This window comes from Variovorax sucrosi, assembly GCF_051216635.1.
Lineage (GTDB): Bacteria > Pseudomonadota > Gammaproteobacteria > Burkholderiales > Burkholderiaceae_C > Variovorax.
Genome location: NZ_JBPJZU010000009.1, coordinates 161,396 through 177,395 on the forward strand (window position 1 = coordinate 161,396; position 16,000 = coordinate 177,395).

Annotated in this window: 16 protein-coding genes and 1 tRNA gene; 14 read left to right on the forward strand and 3 right to left on the reverse strand. The window is 66.5% G+C overall.

The window, feature by feature from the left end; translation table 11 throughout:
- The first annotated feature begins 117 nt into the window (after positions 1-117).
- The 13 genes from uvrB to ACSFBE_RS18560 all read left to right on the forward strand — a co-directional run bounded on the left by uvrB (position 118) and on the right by ACSFBE_RS18560 (position 11,409).
- Positions 118-2,229, forward strand: a complete 2,112-nt coding sequence (uvrB, locus tag ACSFBE_RS18500; RefSeq protein WP_435491874.1) for an excinuclease ABC subunit UvrB — start codon at positions 118-120, stop codon at positions 2,227-2,229.
- Positions 2,230-2,424: 195 nt separating this feature from the next.
- Complete coding sequence (iscR, locus tag ACSFBE_RS18505; protein ID WP_262074354.1) at positions 2,425-2,961, forward strand: Fe-S cluster assembly transcriptional regulator IscR; 537 nt, start codon at positions 2,425-2,427, stop codon at positions 2,959-2,961.
- Between the two features lie 75 nt (positions 2,962-3,036).
- A complete protein-coding gene (locus tag ACSFBE_RS18510; RefSeq protein ID WP_435491875.1) occupies positions 3,037-4,257 on the forward strand; it encodes an IscS subfamily cysteine desulfurase in 1,221 nt (406 codons plus the stop codon).
- Positions 4,258-4,301: 44 nt separating this feature from the next.
- Positions 4,302-4,736 carry a Fe-S cluster assembly scaffold IscU gene (gene iscU / locus ACSFBE_RS18515; RefSeq protein WP_435491876.1) on the forward strand — a complete coding sequence of 145 codons (435 nt, stop codon included), beginning with the start codon at positions 4,302-4,304 and terminating at the stop codon, positions 4,734-4,736.
- Position 4,737: 1 nt separating this feature from the next.
- On the forward strand, positions 4,738-5,061 hold the full coding sequence (gene iscA / locus ACSFBE_RS18520) for an iron-sulfur cluster assembly protein IscA (RefSeq protein ID WP_435491877.1): 324 nt from the start codon (positions 4,738-4,740) through the stop codon (positions 5,059-5,061).
- 60 nt (positions 5,062-5,121) lie between these two features.
- On the forward strand, positions 5,122-5,640 hold the full coding sequence (gene hscB, locus ACSFBE_RS18525) for a Fe-S protein assembly co-chaperone HscB (RefSeq protein WP_435491878.1): 519 nt from the start codon (positions 5,122-5,124) through the stop codon (positions 5,638-5,640).
- Positions 5,641-5,644: 4 nt separating this feature from the next.
- Complete coding sequence (gene hscA, locus ACSFBE_RS18530; protein ID WP_435491879.1) at positions 5,645-7,501, forward strand: Fe-S protein assembly chaperone HscA; 1,857 nt, start codon at positions 5,645-5,647, stop codon at positions 7,499-7,501.
- A 9-nt stretch (positions 7,502-7,510) separates the two neighbouring features.
- Positions 7,511-7,849: an ISC system 2Fe-2S type ferredoxin gene (gene fdx / locus ACSFBE_RS18535; RefSeq protein WP_435491880.1), complete on the forward strand. Its 339-nt coding sequence runs from the start codon at positions 7,511-7,513 to the stop codon at positions 7,847-7,849.
- Positions 7,849-8,577 (forward strand): DNA polymerase III subunit epsilon, encoded by a 729-nt coding sequence (gene dnaQ / locus ACSFBE_RS18540; RefSeq protein ID WP_435491881.1) that lies wholly within the window; start codon positions 7,849-7,851, stop codon positions 8,575-8,577. Before fdx ends, dnaQ begins: the two co-directional genes overlap by 1 nt.
- Positions 8,578-8,661: 84 nt before the next feature.
- Positions 8,662-8,736: transfer RNA gene (locus tag ACSFBE_RS18545), tRNA-Val, on the forward strand.
- 393 nt (positions 8,737-9,129) lie between these two features.
- Entirely contained in the window at positions 9,130-10,230 is a 1,101-nt protein-coding gene (locus tag ACSFBE_RS18550; protein ID WP_435491882.1) for an NAD(P)/FAD-dependent oxidoreductase, read from the forward strand.
- Positions 10,231-10,319: 89 nt separating this feature from the next.
- The gene (locus tag ACSFBE_RS18555; RefSeq protein ID WP_435450027.1) at positions 10,320-10,628 is read left to right on the forward strand and encodes a glycine zipper domain-containing protein; all 309 of its coding nucleotides are present in this window, start codon (positions 10,320-10,322) and stop codon (positions 10,626-10,628) included.
- A 73-nt stretch (positions 10,629-10,701) separates the two neighbouring features.
- Complete coding sequence (locus ACSFBE_RS18560) at positions 10,702-11,409, forward strand: phage holin family protein (protein WP_435491883.1); 708 nt, start codon at positions 10,702-10,704, stop codon at positions 11,407-11,409.
- Between the two features lie 13 nt (positions 11,410-11,422).
- Here the strand turns inward: ACSFBE_RS18560 and ACSFBE_RS18565 are convergent, their stop codons facing one another.
- Positions 11,423-12,484 (reverse strand): quinone-dependent dihydroorotate dehydrogenase, encoded by a 1,062-nt coding sequence (locus ACSFBE_RS18565; RefSeq protein WP_435491884.1) that lies wholly within the window; start codon positions 12,482-12,484, stop codon positions 11,423-11,425.
- Positions 12,485-12,523: 39 nt separating this feature from the next.
- Between ACSFBE_RS18565 and rpiA the strand changes: the two genes are divergently transcribed.
- Positions 12,524-13,222 carry a ribose-5-phosphate isomerase RpiA gene (gene rpiA / locus ACSFBE_RS18570; protein ID WP_435491885.1) on the forward strand — a complete coding sequence of 233 codons (699 nt, stop codon included), beginning with the start codon at positions 12,524-12,526 and terminating at the stop codon, positions 13,220-13,222.
- A 22-nt stretch (positions 13,223-13,244) separates the two neighbouring features.
- Here rpiA and ACSFBE_RS18575 read toward each other — a convergent pair whose 3' ends face one another.
- Together ACSFBE_RS18575 and ACSFBE_RS18580 are read right to left on the reverse strand one after the other, a co-directional pair.
- Positions 13,245-13,892: a glutaredoxin family protein gene (locus tag ACSFBE_RS18575; protein ID WP_435491886.1), complete on the reverse strand. Its 648-nt coding sequence runs from the start codon at positions 13,890-13,892 to the stop codon at positions 13,245-13,247.
- Positions 13,893-13,935: 43 nt separating this feature from the next.
- A complete protein-coding gene (locus ACSFBE_RS18580; protein WP_435491887.1) occupies positions 13,936-15,984 on the reverse strand; it encodes a M3 family metallopeptidase in 2,049 nt (682 codons plus the stop codon).
- Positions 15,985-16,000 lie beyond the last annotated feature (16 nt).

A 16,000-nucleotide genomic window follows, 5' to 3' on the forward strand; every position in this document is an offset into this window, starting at 1 on the left:
CGTGGTCGAGGGCAGAAAGTCCGCCGCTGGGCCTCTGGCTGTGGGCCCGAAGCTGTATTAGGCTTTCAGGTTTCCTTGAATTTTACCGACCCCCACGCCACCTGGTACGGACCGCCCATGCCCGATACGTCTGAAGTCATTCCCGAATCCACCCACGTAGACCCCATTGGGCCTGCCAAAGAGGGCACCTTTCTCACCTATCCGGGCTCGCCGTTCGAGCTGTTCCAGCCCTATCCGCCGGCCGGCGACCAGCCGGCGGCCATCGACGCGCTGGTGGAAGGCGTCGAGAACGGCGAGGTGTTCCAGACCCTGCTGGGCGTGACCGGCTCCGGCAAGACCTTCACGATGGCGAACGTCATTGCCCGGCTGGGCCGGCCGGCGATCGTGTTCGCACCCAACAAGACCCTGGCCGCGCAGCTCTACAGCGAGTTCCGCGAGTTCTTCCCGAAGAACGCGGTCGAGTACTTCGTCAGTTACTACGACTACTACCAGCCCGAAGCCTACGTGCCGCAGCGCGACCTGTTCATCGAGAAGGACAGCTCGATCAACGAGCACATCGAGCAGATGCGGCTGTCGGCCACCAAGAGCGTGCTGGAGCGGCGAGACACGGTGATCGTGGCCACGGTGAGTGCGATCTACGGCATCGGCACCCCCGAGGACTACACGCAGATGCGTTTCATCATGCGCATTGGCGACAAGATCGGCCAGCGCGACGTGATCGGGCGGCTGATCCGCATGCAGTACACGCGCAATGAGCAGGACTTCTCGCGCGGCACCTTCCGTGTGCGGGGCGACACCATCGACGTGTTCCCGGCCGAGCACAGCGAGCTCGCGATCCGCATCGAGCTGTTCGACGACGAGATCGAGACGCTGCAGCTCTTCGACCCGCTTACGGGGCGTATCCGGCAGAAGATCCCGCGCTTCACGATCTATCCGTCGAGCCACTACGTCACGCCGCGCGACAAGGTCATGACCGCGGTCGAGACCATCAAGCTGGAACTGGTCGATCGCGTCAAGGAATTCGTGGGCCAGGGTAAGCTGGTCGAGGCGCAGCGGCTGGAGCAGCGCACCCGCTTCGACCTCGAGATGCTGGCCGAGATCGGCCACTGCAAGGGCATCGAAAACTACTCGCGGCACCTCTCTGGCGCCGCACCGGGCGACCCGCCCGCCACGCTGACCGACTATTTGCCGAAGGACGCGCTGATGTTCCTCGACGAGAGTCATCAGATGATCGGCCAGCTCAACGCCATGTACAGCGGCGACCGGGCGCGAAAGACCACGCTGGTCGAGTACGGGTTCCGGCTGCCGTCGGCGATGGACAACCGGCCGCTCAAGTTCGAAGAGTTCGAACGACGCATGCGGCAGTGCATCTTCGTGTCGGCCACGCCGGCGCAGTACGAGATCGACCACGCCGGGAACGTCGTCGAGCAACTGGTGCGGCCGACCGGGCTGATCGACCCGATCGTCGAGGTGCGGCCGGCCACCCACCAGGTCGACGACGTGCTGGGCGAAATCCGCATCCGCGTCGACAAGAACGAGCGGGTGCTCATCACCACGCTCACCAAGCGCATGGCCGAGCAGTTGACCGACTACCTGGGCGACAACGGCGTGAAGGTGCGCTACCTGCACAGCGACGTCGACACGGTGGAGCGGGTCGAGATCCTGCGCGACCTGCGCCTGGGCACCTTCGACGTGCTGGTGGGCATCAACCTGCTGCGGGAGGGGCTGGACATTCCCGAGGTGTCGCTGGTCGCCATCCTCGATGCCGACAAGGAAGGCTTCCTGCGGGCCGAGCGCAGCCTGATCCAGACCATCGGCCGGGCGGCCCGGAACATGAACGGCAAGGCGATCCTCTATGCGGACCGGATGACCGAATCGATGAAGAAGGCGATCGGCGAGACCGAGCGTCGCCGGACCAAGCAGATTGCCCACAACGAGGCCCACGGCATTACGCCGCGCAGCATCGTGAAGAAGGTGCGCGACCTGATCGACGGCGTCTACAGCGAAAAGACCGGCAAGGAAATGGCCAAGCTCGAGCTGGAGCGCGCCAAGGTCGAGGACATGAGCGAGAAGGACATCGCACGCGAGATCAAGCGGCTCGAGAAGCAGATGCTGGAGCACGCGCGCAACCTGGAATTCGAGAAGGCCGCCCGAGTGCGCGACCAGTTGGCGCACCTGCGGGAACAGGCTTTCGGCGCCGCCGGCGGCGACAACATTCCATCGCTCTGAGGCTCGGGCGCCGGCGCGGGTTTACCCGGGCGCGCCGAGGGGCTTTCTGTTATACTTGAGCGAAATAGTCAACAACAAAGAAACTTCGCGATGAAGGGCCGGCTCAGACCTCTGTGGTCACGGGCCGGTAAGGGCGGAGACCACGCCACTCGGTATCTGCCGAGTGTCAATGTAACGAAGCACAAGGAGCTTGCGATGCGTCTCACTACCAAAGGTCGTTTTGCCGTGACCGCCATGATCGATCTGGCGCTGCGCCAGAACACCGGTCCGGTCACGCTGGCCGCGATCAGCCAGCGCCAGCAGATCTCGCTGTCCTACCTCGAACAACTGTTCGGCAAGCTCCGTCGCCATGAACTGGTGGAGTCGACGCGCGGGCCCGGCGGCGGTTACAGCCTCGGCCGCAAGGCGGCCGACATCACCGTGGCCGACATCATCGTGTCGGTCGATGAGCCGATCGACGCCACGCATTGCGGCGGCAAGGAAAACTGCCTGGGCGAGGCTGGCCGCTGCATGACGCACGAGCTGTGGGCATCGCTGAACCAGCGCATGGTCGAGTTCCTGGATTCGGTCACGCTGCAGAAGCTGGTCGACGACCAGATCGCCAAGGGCGTGCAGATCGAGAACAAGCCGGCTGTGAAGCGCGCGATTTCGGCCCAGCCGGTGGTCAAGCCCATCCGCGTGAATGCGCCGAATTCGGTGTTCGCACTGGGCAACGCCTTCGCCAAGTCGTGATCGAGGGCGGCGCTGCGGCGCCGCGCGCTGAACATCCGACCGAAAACCAAGAAACCCCACGAGTCTGAGTGAGCCATGGACGTCACCCCGCATTTCCCCATCTACCTTGACTACGGTGCCACCACGCCGGTCGACCCCCGCGTCGTCGACGCCATGATCCCGTGGCTGCGCGAGCACTTCGGCAACCCGGCGTCACGCAGCCATGCGTGGGGTTGGGAAGCCGAGGAAGCCGTCGAGAAGGCGCGAGGCCAGGTGGCCGAGCTGATCAATGCAGACCCGCGCGAAATCGTCTGGACGTCGGGTGCCACCGAGTCGATCAACCTCGCGCTGAAGGGCGCGGCGCAGTTCTACAAGGGCAAGGGCAAGCATCTGATCACCCTGAAGACCGAGCACAAGGCTGTGCTCGACACCATGCGCGAACTCGAGCGCCAGGGCTTCGAAGTCACCTACCTCGATGTCGAGGAAAACGGCCTCGTCGATCTGGAAAAGTTCAAGGCCGCGATCCGCCCTGACACCATCCTGGCCAGCGTGCTGTTCGTGAACAACGAGATCGGCGTCATTCAAGACGTGGTCGCGCTGGGCAATGTCTGCCGCGAAAAGGGCGTGATCTTCCATGTCGATTCGGCCCAAGCCACCGGCAAGGTCGAGATCGACATCACGGCGCTGCCCATCGACCTGATGAGCCTTGCCTCGCACAAGACTTACGGACCCAAGGGCATCGGCGCGCTGTACGTGCGCCGCAAGCCGCGCGTGCGGCTCGAGGCACAGATGCACGGTGGCGGCCATGAGCGCGGCATGCGCTCGGGTACCTTGCCCACGCACCAGATCGTCGGCATGGGCGAGGCGTTTCGCATCGCCAAGCTCGAGATGAAGGACGACATCGCGCATGCGCGCCACCTGCAGCAGCGTCTGCTCAACGGCCTGAAGGATGTGGAGCAGGTGTTCATCAACGGTGACATCGAGCGTCGTGTGCCGCACAACCTGAACATGAGCTTCAACTACGTCGAAGGCGAGTCGCTGATCATGGGCATCAAGGGCCTGGCCGTGTCGAGCGGTTCGGCCTGTACGTCGGCCAGCCTGGAACCGAGCTATGTGCTGCGCGCCCTGGGTCGCAGCGACGAGCTGGCCCACAGCAGCCTGCGCATGACCATCGGCCGCTTCACGACCGAGGAAGAGATCGACTACGCGATCTCCACCATCAAGCACAACGTCGCCAAGCTGCGCGAACTCAGCCCCCTGTGGGAAATGTTCAAGGACGGCATCGACATCAGCACGATCCAGTGGTCGGCCCATTGAGCCCCCACCGAACGCGTAACCGACACGATTGAAGAGGTAACACCATGGCATATTCATCCAAGGTCATCGACCACTACGAAAACCCGCGCAACGTCGGCTCCTTCGAAAAGGGCGACGACTCCGTCGGCACCGGCATGGTGGGCGCGCCTGCCTGCGGCGACGTCATGAAGCTGCAGATCAAGGTCAATCCCGAAACCGGCGTCATCGAAGATGCTCGCTTCAAGACCTACGGCTGCGGCTCGGCCATCGCCTCGTCGTCGCTCGTCACCGAATGGGTCAAGGGCAAGACGTTGGACGAAGCGGCAGCCTTGAAGAACGCGCAGATCGCCGAAGAGCTGGCGCTGCCCCCGGTCAAGATCCATTGCTCGATCCTGGCCGAAGACGCCATCAAGGCGGCGGTCAACGACTACAAGCAGAAGCACGGCACTGCAACTGTGACGACGGCTGCGACGGCTGCGGCCGAAACGGCGGTCCACTGACATGGCTGTGACGCTCACCGAAGCGGCTGCGCGCCACGTCAACCGTTACCTCGGGAAGCGGGGCAAGGGCGTGGGCGTGCGGCTGGGCGTCAAGACCACGGGCTGCTCCGGTCTGGCCTACAAGCTGGAGTACGTCGACGAATTCACGCCCGACGACGTGGTCTTCGAAGACCAGGGCGTGAAGGTGCTGGTCGACCCGAAGAGCCTGGCCTACATCGACGGCACGCAACTCGACTTCGTGCGCGAAGGCCTGAACGAAGGCTTCAAGTTCAACAACCCGAACGAGCGCGACCGTTGCGGTTGTGGCGAAAGCTTTCGGATCTGATCGCGCGTTGACCCGCGCAACCGCCGCCACCATGTCATGTGCTGGCGGTTTTTTATCGCCATGAATCTCCAAGACACCGATTTCGAACTGTTCAGCGTGCCGATGACCTTCGCGCAGGACCGCGCCGCGCTGGACGCCCGCTGGAAAGAACTCCAGCGCGAAGCCCACCCCGACCGCTTCGCCGCCCAGGGCGCTGCGGCGCAGCGGGTGTCGATGCAATGGTCGGTGCGCATCAACGAGGCCTACCAGCGCCTGAAAGACCCGGTGCGGCGCGCCAGCTACCTGTGCGAACTGAACGGTGCGCCGATCGAGGCCCAGAACAACACGGCCATGCCGGGCGATTTCCTGATGCAGCAGATGGAATGGCGGGAGTCGCTGGACGACGCGACGGCCAGCGCTGCGGTCGATGCCCTGCAGGCGGAAGTCGAGGCCGCGCGCGGCCTCACGCTGTCGTCCCTCGAGGGGTTGATCGACGAGAAGGGCGACTTCCCGGCCGCTGCCCGGCAGGTGAGAGCCCTCATGTTCATCGAGCGCTTTGCGCAGGACGTCGAGGCCAAAGCCGACGCCTTGGGACAATAGGGCGATGGCACTCCTCCAAATTTCCGAACCGGGCCAGGCCCCAGACCCGCACCAGCGCCGCATCGCCGTCGGCATTGACCTCGGCACCACCCATTCGCTGGTGGCGGCCGTGCGCAACGGCGTGGCCGAGTGCCTTCCGGACAGCCAGGGTCGCGTGATCCTGCCGTCCGCCGTGCGTTACCTCGATGGCGAGCGCCGCCAGATCGGCGTCGATGCGCTCGCCGCACGCGCCCAGGACCCGGCCAACACGATCACCTCGGTCAAGCGGTTGATGGGCCGCGGTCTGGCCGACATCGTGAACCGCGACGCCATGTCCTACGGTCTGATCGACGAGGGCGGCATGGTCAAGGTGCGCACCGTTGCGGGCGACAAGTCGCCGGTCGAGATCAGCGCCGAGATCCTGGCCACGTTGCGTTACCGCGCCGAAGACACCTTCGACGATGAGCTCTATGGCGCGGTCATTACCGTGCCGGCCTATTTCGACGAAGGCCAGCGACAGGCCACGAAGGACGCGGCGCAGCTGGCCGGCCTCAACGTGCTGCGCCTGATCAGCGAACCGACCGCCGCGGCCATTGCCTATGGGCTCGACAACGCCAGCGAAGGCGTCTACGCGGTCTACGACCTCGGTGGCGGCACCTTCGACATCTCGATCCTGCGGCTGACGCAGGGCGTGTTCGAAGTCATCGCGACCGGCGGCGATTCCGCGTTGGGCGGCGATGACTACGACCATGCACTGGCCGATGCAGTGCTGGCCCAGGCGGGACGCCAGGCCGAGAACGACACCGATCGCGCCGCGCTGCTGGTCGCAGCGCGTGCGGCCAAGGAGGCGCTGACCGTTGCCGATGCGGCGCCTTTCGTGGCAGCGCTCGGTGGCGCCGACCTGCGTGTCGGGGTGACGCGTGCGCAGTTCGACGCCGCGACGCAAGCCCTGACGGCCCGCACCATCGCGGCGGTGCGCAAGGCGCTGCGCGACGCCAAGCTCAAGCCCGATGATCTGCAAGGCATCGTGCTGGTCGGTGGCTCCACGCGCATGCCGCAGATCCGCGAGGCGGTGGCGGCGTTCTTCGGTCGCGCACCGTTGACCAACCTCAACCCCGACGAGGTGGTGGCGCTCGGCGCCGCCATCCAGGCCAACCAGCTGGCCGGCAACAACGGCGCGGGTGACCTGCTGCTGCTCGACGTCATTCCGCTCTCGCTCGGCATCGAGACGATGGGCGGTCTGGTCGAGCGCATCGTGCCGCGCAATCAGACCATTCCCACCGCGATGGCGCAAGACTTCACCACCTACCAGGACGGCCAGACCGCCCTGGCGCTGCACGTGGTGCAGGGCGAGCGCGACCTGGTGGCCGACTGCCGCAGCCTTGCGCGCTTCACGCTGCGCGGCATTCCGCCGATGGCCGCCGGTGCCGCGCGCATCCGCGTGACCTTCACCGTCGACGCCGATGGCTTGCTGAGCGTCAGCGCGAAAGAGCAGGGCAGCGGTGTCGAGGCGAGCGTCACCGTGAAGCCGTCGTACGGCTTGTCGGACGACCAGATCGCGACCATGCTGCAGGAGAGCTTCTCGACCGCCCAGCAGGACATGCAGGCCCGTGCACTGGTCGAGGCGCGCGTCGATGCCGAACGCATGCTGCTCGCGACCCGGAGCGCGCTCGACGCCGACGGCGATCTGCTGGAGGGCGACGAGCGTACGGCGATCGAGGCTTTGATGGCGGCACTGCGGAATGCGGTGTCTGCAACCGACGCCGCGGTGGTCGAAGCTGCCACCAAGGCGCTGGCTGACGGCACCGAGGCCTTCGCCGCGCAGCGCATGAACCAGGGCATCGCGCGCGCGCTGTCGGGCCGCAAGGTCGAATCCCTCTAGAAGAACCCGATGCCCACGATCAAGATCCTTCCCCACCCCGAGTACTGCCCGCAGGGCGCCGAGGTGAACGCGCCCGCCGGTACTTCCATCTGCGAGGCCCTGCTCGACAACCACATCAACATCGAGCACGCCTGCGAGATGAGCGCCGCCTGCACCACCTGCCACGTGGTGGTTCGCCAGGGTTTCAATTCGCTCAACGCGTCCGATGAAGTCGAGGACGACTTGCTCGACCGTGCCTGGGGCCTGGAGCCGCAGTCGCGCCTGAGCTGCCAGGCCATCCTGGCGCAGGACAATGTGACGATCGAGATCCCGAAGTATTCGATCAACCACGCCAAGGAAAATCACTGATGTCCCGGCAGATCGTCCTAGACACCGAAACCACCGGCCTGTCCGCCGAGAACGGCGACCGCGTCATCGAGCTGGGATGCGTTGAACTGTTCAACCGCAAGCTGACCGGCAACGACCTGCATTTCTACTTCAACCCCGAGCGCGAAAGCCACGAGGACGCGCTGAAGGTGCACGGGCTCACCACCGATTTCCTGCGCGACAAGCCGAAGTTCGCGACGCTGGCGAACGACGTGGTGGAGTACCTGCGCGGTGCCGAACTGATCATTCACAACGCGGCCTTCGACGTCGGCTTCCTGAACAAGGAACTCGAGCTTGCGGGCCTGCCCCCGCTGCGCGAATTCGTGGGTCAGGTGACCGACACGCTGGCCATGGCCAAGGCGGTGTATCCGGGCAAGCGCAACTCGCTCGACGCCCTGTGCGACCGCTTCGGCGTCGACCGCTCCAACCGGACCTTCCACGGGGCCAAGCTGGACGCCCAACTGCTCGCGGACGTCTACATCAACCTCACGCGCGGCCAGGATGCGCTGTTGATCGACGTGTCGTCCAACGAGCCGGCGCTCGGCGCGGTGGTGGCGGTGGACCTCCACAGTTTCGTGCTGCCGGTGCTGATGGCCACGGAGCACGAACTGGCCGCCCATGCCGATGTGTTGGCCCAGCTCGACAAGTCGAGCAAGGGGAGTACGCTCTTTCGCCAGATCGAGGGGGCGGGTCAAAACGCTGTGGCATAATCTGAGGCTTCGCACCGCGGTGCGAACTTCTCGTGAGTCTTCCAGGCGAACGCAGAATGATCGAGCGGCATGTTCATGCCGTGAGGGCGGTTAGCTCAGGGGTAGAGCACAGCATTCACACTGCTGGGGTCGGAGGTTCGAAACCTCCACCGCCCACCAATTTCCAACGCAGATTCCTTTCCCAGCAGCCCAGCCTGTCGGCCCATGCCGACCCGCATTCGGGCTGTGTGCTGGCACGTCTGCGCCCTGGCGCCCGTAGAACGACTCCCAGACCAGTGAACAGGAGTACGTCATGGCCACCAGCCCCGATCTGCCATCCCCCATCCCACCCGATCAACCGGAGCCCGACGATCCCGCGGACTTGCCGGTAGAGCCAGACGACGGCTTGTCGCCACCGGCGTACGCACTTCGTCTTCCCGCCGCCAGCGCATTGCCGCTTGGCACTTGAAGCTGCCGGTGCACCGCCAGTTCATGCGCGCGGCGAACTACCGCTGGGCGCCCACCCGGACCAGCGCCCATTTCTTCTGAGGCCGCTGCCGCTAAGCTTGCGGCATGGATGAATTTGATTGCGCCGTCATCGGCGCTGGCGTCGTCGGCCTGGCCGTGGCGCGCGCCTTGGCGCTGCAGGGTCGCGAGGTGGTGGTACTGGAGGCCGAAGGTGCCATCGGCACCGGCACCAGTTCCCGCAACAGCGAAGTGATCCACGCCGGTATCTACTACCCGACAGGCTCGCTCAAGGCGCGCTTTTGCCTTGAGGGCAAGCAGGCGCTCTATGCCTATGCTGCAGAGCGACAACTGCCGCACCGGCGTTGCGGAAAACTGATCGTCGCCACTTCCGAGGCGCAGGTCGCGCAGCTGGAAACCATCTTGGGCAGGGCGCGCCTGAACGGCGTCGACGACATGGTGCTTTTGACGGCCGACGAGGCGCGCGCCATGGAGCCGCAACTGGCCTGCCGCGCCGCGCTCCATTCACCGAGCACCGGCATCATCGACAGCCATGCCCTCATGCTGAGCCTGCAAGGCGACCTCGAAAACGCGGGTGGCTTGCTGGCGCTGAAATCACCGGTCGCACGCGCAGTCTGCCGACCGTCCAGTATCGAACTCACGGGCGAGGACGGAACCACGGTGCGCTGCGCATCGGTCGTCAACGCCGCGGGCCTCGGCGCGCCGCTGTTGGCGCAACGCTTCGAAGGCCTGCCGGCTGCGGCGATTCCGCCTGCCTATTTCGCCAAGGGCAACTACTTCACGCTCGCGGGCCGCGCGCCGTTCCAGCACCTCATCTATCCGGTGCCTGAGGCGGCCGGCCTGGGCGTCCATCTCACGCTCGATCTCGGTGGGCAGGCGAAGTTCGGGCCCGACGTTCAATGGGTCGATTCGCCCACCGACCTGGTGGTCGATGCGCGGCGCGGCGACGGCTTCTATGCGCAGGTGCGCCGCTACTGGCCGGCCTTGCCCGACGGGGCGCTCATCCCCGGCTACGCCGGCATCCGGCCCAAGATCTCGGGGCCGGACGAGCCGGCACGCGACTTCGTCATCGAGGGGCCGGAAACCCACGGCGTGCCGGGGCTCGTCAACCTGTTCGGCATCGAATCGCCCGGGCTGACGAGCAGTCTGGCGATCGGACGACACGTGGCAGATTTGCTCGCGCGATGATCATCAGCCTGTAACATGGAACAGCACGCCGCGAGCCGGCGTCAGGCCGCCGGCGCGGTGCCGGTACCCATCACGGAGGAACGTTTCCCATGAGTGCATCCAATAACCTCGAAGCTGCAGCCAACGCCGTCGTCGAAGACATCGCCAGTGACGTCAAGGGCGTTCTCGGCGGCAAGGATCTGGAGTCGAACCCGCAGATCAAGGCCTTGCGCCAGCGCGTCGAAGCCAAGCTCGCCATCGCCCGCGAGCTCGCGGCAGAAAAGAGCAAGATCGCCGCGAAGAAGGCCAAGGATGCCGCCAGCACCGCCAACGCTTATGCCCATGACGAGCCCTGGCAGATCGCTGCCGGCGCACTGGCGGCCGGCGTGCTGATCGGGTTGCTGCTCGGCCGTCGCTGAGCGGCTACGACCCAAGCGAAGACCAAAAGCCAACGGACGCGCCATCGAAGGCGCGCGTGACCGGGAGGATCGGATGAAAAAACTGCTGGCCATGCTGGGCCTGGAAGCGCGCCTGCGGCGTCTGAAGATTGCTGCCGGCGAAGGCGCGATGGCGGCGGAAGACCGTGCGCAGCTGCTGCAGATGGCATGGGACGCCGAGAAGCAGCGGCTCAAGATGGTGCTGGTTCTGACCGGTGCGGTGCTCGGCCTGACCACGGTCGCCGTTGCGCTGCTCTCGGTGGCCATCGTCGTGCACTTCTGGGACAGCCCTTACCGCAGCACCGCCGCGTGGTCCGTGGCCGCGGTGTGGTTGCTGATCTGGCTGGCCGCCGTCGTGGGGCTGCTGTCGAACTTGCGCCAGGCCAGCAATGCGGTGGATCCGGCCAAGCGCGAGTTCGAGCGCGATTGGGCTTGGGTGCAGGATCGGTTGGGCATCGGCAACGAGGGCCAGCCGCCGGGGACGCCACGGCCGACCCGTCCGGCGACCCAGGAGCAACTGCTCGCCCGCATTGCCCGCCAGCGCCAGCGCATTGCCGTGCTTCAGGCGGCGAGCGAGCAACCCGCCAGTCCACCTGCCGCGCCGCCGCCGGACGAGACGCCCAGCGAGGCGGCCTTGCGGCTGGCCCGCGAACACCCGGTTGCCACCGCTGCAGCCGCGGCGGTGCTGGTGGCCGTCGTGAAGCCCCGGCGCCTGCTGCGCTGGGCGGCGTTCGTGGCGCCGGTGCTCTGGCGCATGCGCTGAGCGGCCGCGGCGCTCAGGCGCTGCGCGTGCGCAGCGCGTCCGCCACTTCGCGGACCAGCGTGGGCCCCCGGTAGATCAGGCCGGTGTAGATCTGCACCACGTCCGCGCCCGCCGCCAGCTTGGCCTGGGCATCGGCACCGCTGAGGACGCCGCCGACGCCGATGATCGGGAATGAGGGCCCCAAGGCGGCGCGGAGCTGGGCGATCACCCGGTTGCTCGTCTCCAGCACCGGCGCACCGGAGAGGCCGCCGGTTTCCTGCGCATGCGGAAGTCCGGCCACCGCCTCGCGGGACAGCGTGGTGTTGGTCGCCACCACGCCGTCCATGCCGTGGCGCTGCAGTGCGGCCGCAATGACCTGAACCTGCGCCTCGTTCAGGTCGGGTGCAATCTTGAGAAAGACCGGCACGCGACGGCCATGTCGGGTCGACAGCGCCTCGCGCCGCGCCACGATGGCGGCGAGCAATGCATCGAGCGCTTCGTCGCTTTGCAGCGAACGGAGGTTCGCCGTGTTCGGGCTGGAGATGTTCACCACCACATAGTCGGCGTGCGGGTACACGCCGTCCAGGCACAGCAGGTAGTCGTCGGTCGCCCGTTCGATCGGCGTGCTGGCGTTCTTGCCGATGTTCAGGCCCAGCAGCATGGGTGCACGGCCGCCCCGGCCAGAACGGAAACGGGCGCGCTGGACGTTGCCGATGAAGGCCTCGAGCCCCTCGTTGTTGAAGCCCAGGCGATTGATGAGGGCCTGGCGCTCCGGCAGACGAAAGATGCGTGGTCGTGCGTTGCCGGGCTGGGCCTTCGGGGTGACGGTGCCCACCTCCACGAAGCCGAAGCCCATGGCTGCGAACGCGTCGATGCAGCGCGCGTTCTTGTCGAGCCCGGCGGCGAGCCCCACCCGGTTCGGAAACCGCAGCCCGGCGAGCGTGACCGGATCGTCGACCCGTGCCCTGGCGTAGGCGCAGGCGAGCGGCGTGTTCTGCGTGCGCGCCAAGGCACCAAGCGTCACTTCATGCGCGTGCTCGGCATCGAGGCCGAAAAGAAAAGGGCGGGCGAGCCCGTAGAGGGACGAAAGGGACATCGGATAATTCTCGGCTTCTAAGCCCCAGGATTCTCCGCGATGACCGCTTCCTCCTCTGCCCCGATCACTCAGGACGAACTCAAGGCCCAGGTCGGCCGCGCTGCGCTGGCCTATGTGGTGGAGGGCGAGATCGTCGGTGTCGGCACCGGCTCCACCGTCAACAAGTTCATCGAAGCGCTGGCCACGATGAAGGACCGCATCCGTGGCGCGGTGTCGAGCTCGGTGGCGTCGACCGAGCGCCTGCGCGCGCTGGGCATCGAGGTGTTCGACAGCAATGCGGTCGATGAGCTGGCTGTCTACATCGACGGCGCGGACGAGATCGACGGCCGCGGCTTCATGATCAAGGGCGGTGGTGCCGCACTCACCCGCGAGAAGATCGTGGCCGCCCAGTCGCGTTCTTTCGTGTGCATCGCGGATGCGTCCAAGCGCGTTGACGTGCTCGGCGGTTTTCCGCTGCCGGTCGAGGTCGTTCCCATGGCAGCGCGCCGCATCATGCGGCAGTTCGAGCGCATGGGGGGCATGGCGCAGGTGCGTGAGAAGGATGGCGTGCCCCTGGTGACCGACAACGGGCAGCACATCGTCGATGTGAGCGCGCTGCGCATCACGGACCCGTTGGGCTTCGAGTCGGAGGTCAACCAGTGGCCAGGCGTGGTGACCGTCGGCGTGTTCGCGCACCAGCGCGCCACCGTCTGTTTGCTCGGGACGCCCGGCGGCGTCGAGACGCTGCGCTACCCCTGAGCGCGCGCAGGAACGCCGGCCCTCAGAACTGGATGCCGGTCGGGTTGCTCGGCGACCGCGGGGCCGGCGGTGGGATCGCCGGCGTCGGGCTGGTCGTTGCAGCAGCCGCAGCCGCAGGCGCCGAGGGTGCTGCCTGCTGCGCCACCATCGGCTGGGCCGGCGGGTTGCGGTAGCCGGCCGGCAGCCGAACGCTCTTCGGATAGCCCGCCGCATCGAGGTACTGCGACCAGGTGCTGTCCGCGAATCCCTTGAGCTGCTGCGTCCCGATGGTGAGCAGCGGCAGCGAACTCTCCCCGCTGAGCCGCTGGAGCGCTTCGGCGTCCTGCGGCGTCTTCACCTGGCGTTCGCTGAAGGGCACGCCACGCGTATTCAGCAGCGCGCGGCCGGTATCGCAGGGCGCGCAGTCCTCACGGGTGTAGAGGGTGACCGGGTAGCGCTGCACCACTTGCTGGAGTTCGTAGGGCAGGCCGCCGATCGTGCCGCCACCCTCGACCGTCGACACGCCACCGCGCGGCGCTGCGGGCTGGGCATTCGCCGCCGGTGGTTGGTCGGAAAAGATCGCCTTCCCGTTCTTGTCGACCGAGCGATAGACCTGTTGCGCGGAAGCGGCGCTCGCCGCAAGGGCGAGGGTCAGCAGCAACAGGAGGGAAGGGCGGGCATGGCGTGGCATCGGGGCTCCGTGAGGTCGTCGGGCGGCGTTGCGCCCGAGTATCTCAGGCCGGCTGCGCCTCGGCCATGCCCTGGTGGCGCAGCAGCGCATCGAGCTGCGGCTCGCGGCCGCGGAAGGCCTTGAACGACTCCATGGCCGTGCGGCTGCCACCGGCTTCGAGAATGGCCTGGCGGTACTTGCGGCCCGTCTCTATGCTCGGCTCGCCGTTCGGCTGCGCGGTTTCCTCGAAGGCGGCATAGGCGTCGGCGCTCAGCACCTCGGCCCACTTGTAGCTGTAGTAGCCGGCCGCGTAGCCGCCCGAGAAGATGTGGCTGAAGGTGTTGGGCGTGCGGCTGAACGCGGGCGATGGCATCACCGCCACTTCGGCACGCACTTGGCCCAGCAGCGCCATCACGCCGCCTGGCTTCGCCTCTGCGGCATCGAACTCGGTGTGCAGCAGCATGTCGAACAGCGAGAACTCGATCTGGCGCAGCGTCTGCAGACCGCTCTGGAAATTCTTGGCGGCCGTCATCTTGTCGAACAGCGCGCGCGGCAGCGGCAGGCCGGTGTCGACGTGCGCGGTCATGTGCTGCAGCACGTCCCATTCCCAGCAGAAGTTCTCCATGAACTGGCTGGGCAGCTCGACCGCGTCCCACTCGACGCCGCTGATGCCGGACACGTCGCGCTCGTTGATCTGCGTGAGCATGTGGTGCAGGCCGTGGCCGAACTCGTGGAAGAGCGTGGTCACGTCGTCGTGCGTGAGCAGCGGCGGCTTGCCGTCGACGCCTTCGGCGAAGTTGCACACCAACTGCGCGACCGGCGTTTGCAGCGTGCCGGTGTCCGGGCGCAGCCAGCGGGCGCGGACGTCGTCCATCCAGGCGCCGCCGCGCTTGGCGGCACGGGCCGACGGGTCGAGGTAGAACTGGCCCACGCGCTGGTCGCCGCGCTCGATGCGGTAGAACTCGACCGTCGGGTGCCACACCGGCGCGAAGTCGCGGCGGATGGTTACTTCGAACAGGGTCTCGACGATCTTGAAGAGGCCGGCCATCACCTTGGGCGCCGGGAAGTACTGCTTCACGTCCTGCTCGCTGAAGGCGTAGCGCGCTTCCTTCAGCTTCTCGCCGACGAAGGTCCAGTCCCACGGCTGCGGATCGGTCATGCCGAGCTGCTCGGCGGCGAAGGCGCGCAGGTCGGCCAGGTCGCGCTCGCCGAAGGGCTTGGCGCGCGTGCCGAGGTCGCGCAGGAACTTCACGACCTGCTCCGGCGAATCGGCCATCTTCGGCACGACCGACAGTTCACCGAAGTTGCGATGGCCGAGCAGCTTCGCCTCTTCCTGGCGCAGCGCCAGGATCTCGGTGATGAGCACGGTGTTGTCAAAGGTCGGGTCGCCCAACTCGCTGGCGCGGGTCACGTAGGCGCGGTAGAGCGTCTCGCGCAGCGCGCTGTTCTTGGCGAACTGCATGACCGGCAGGTAGCACGGCATCTTCAGGGTGAGCTTGTAGCCCGGCTTGCCATCGGCTTCTGCACCGGCACGCGCCGCGCCGACCACGTCTTCCGGCAGGCCTTCGAGTTCGCTGGCCTCGGCGTAGTAGGCGAAGGCATCGGTGGCATCGAGGGCGTTCTCGCTGAACTTCTGGCTCAGCTCGGCCTGACGTTCCTGGATGACGGCGAAGCGTTCTTTGGCGGCGCCCTGCAACTCGGCACCACCCAACACGAAGTTTCGGATCGCATTGCGGTGCGCCTGCTTCTGTTCGGTGTTCAGCGTCGCGGGATCGATCGCTTTGTACTTGGCGTACAGCCGCTCGTCGGAACCCAGGCGGGTCCAGAAGGCGGTGACGCGCGGCATGGCGTCGTTGTAGGCCGCGCGTAGCTCGGGCGTGTCGGCCACGGCGTTCAGATGGCCGACCGCGCCCCAGGCCCGACTGAAGCGCTCGGAAGACACGTCCAGTACCTTCGAGATCGCGATCCAGTCCGCCGGAAAGTCCGGCGCGGTGACGGTCTGCAGCGCCGTCTCGGCGTCGGCCAGCAGGGTGTCGACGGCCGGCGCGACATGCTCCGGCTTGATCTGGTCGAACAGCGGGAGATCGGTGAAGTCGAGGAGTGGATTGGTCATGCGGTGTAGGTGGCGT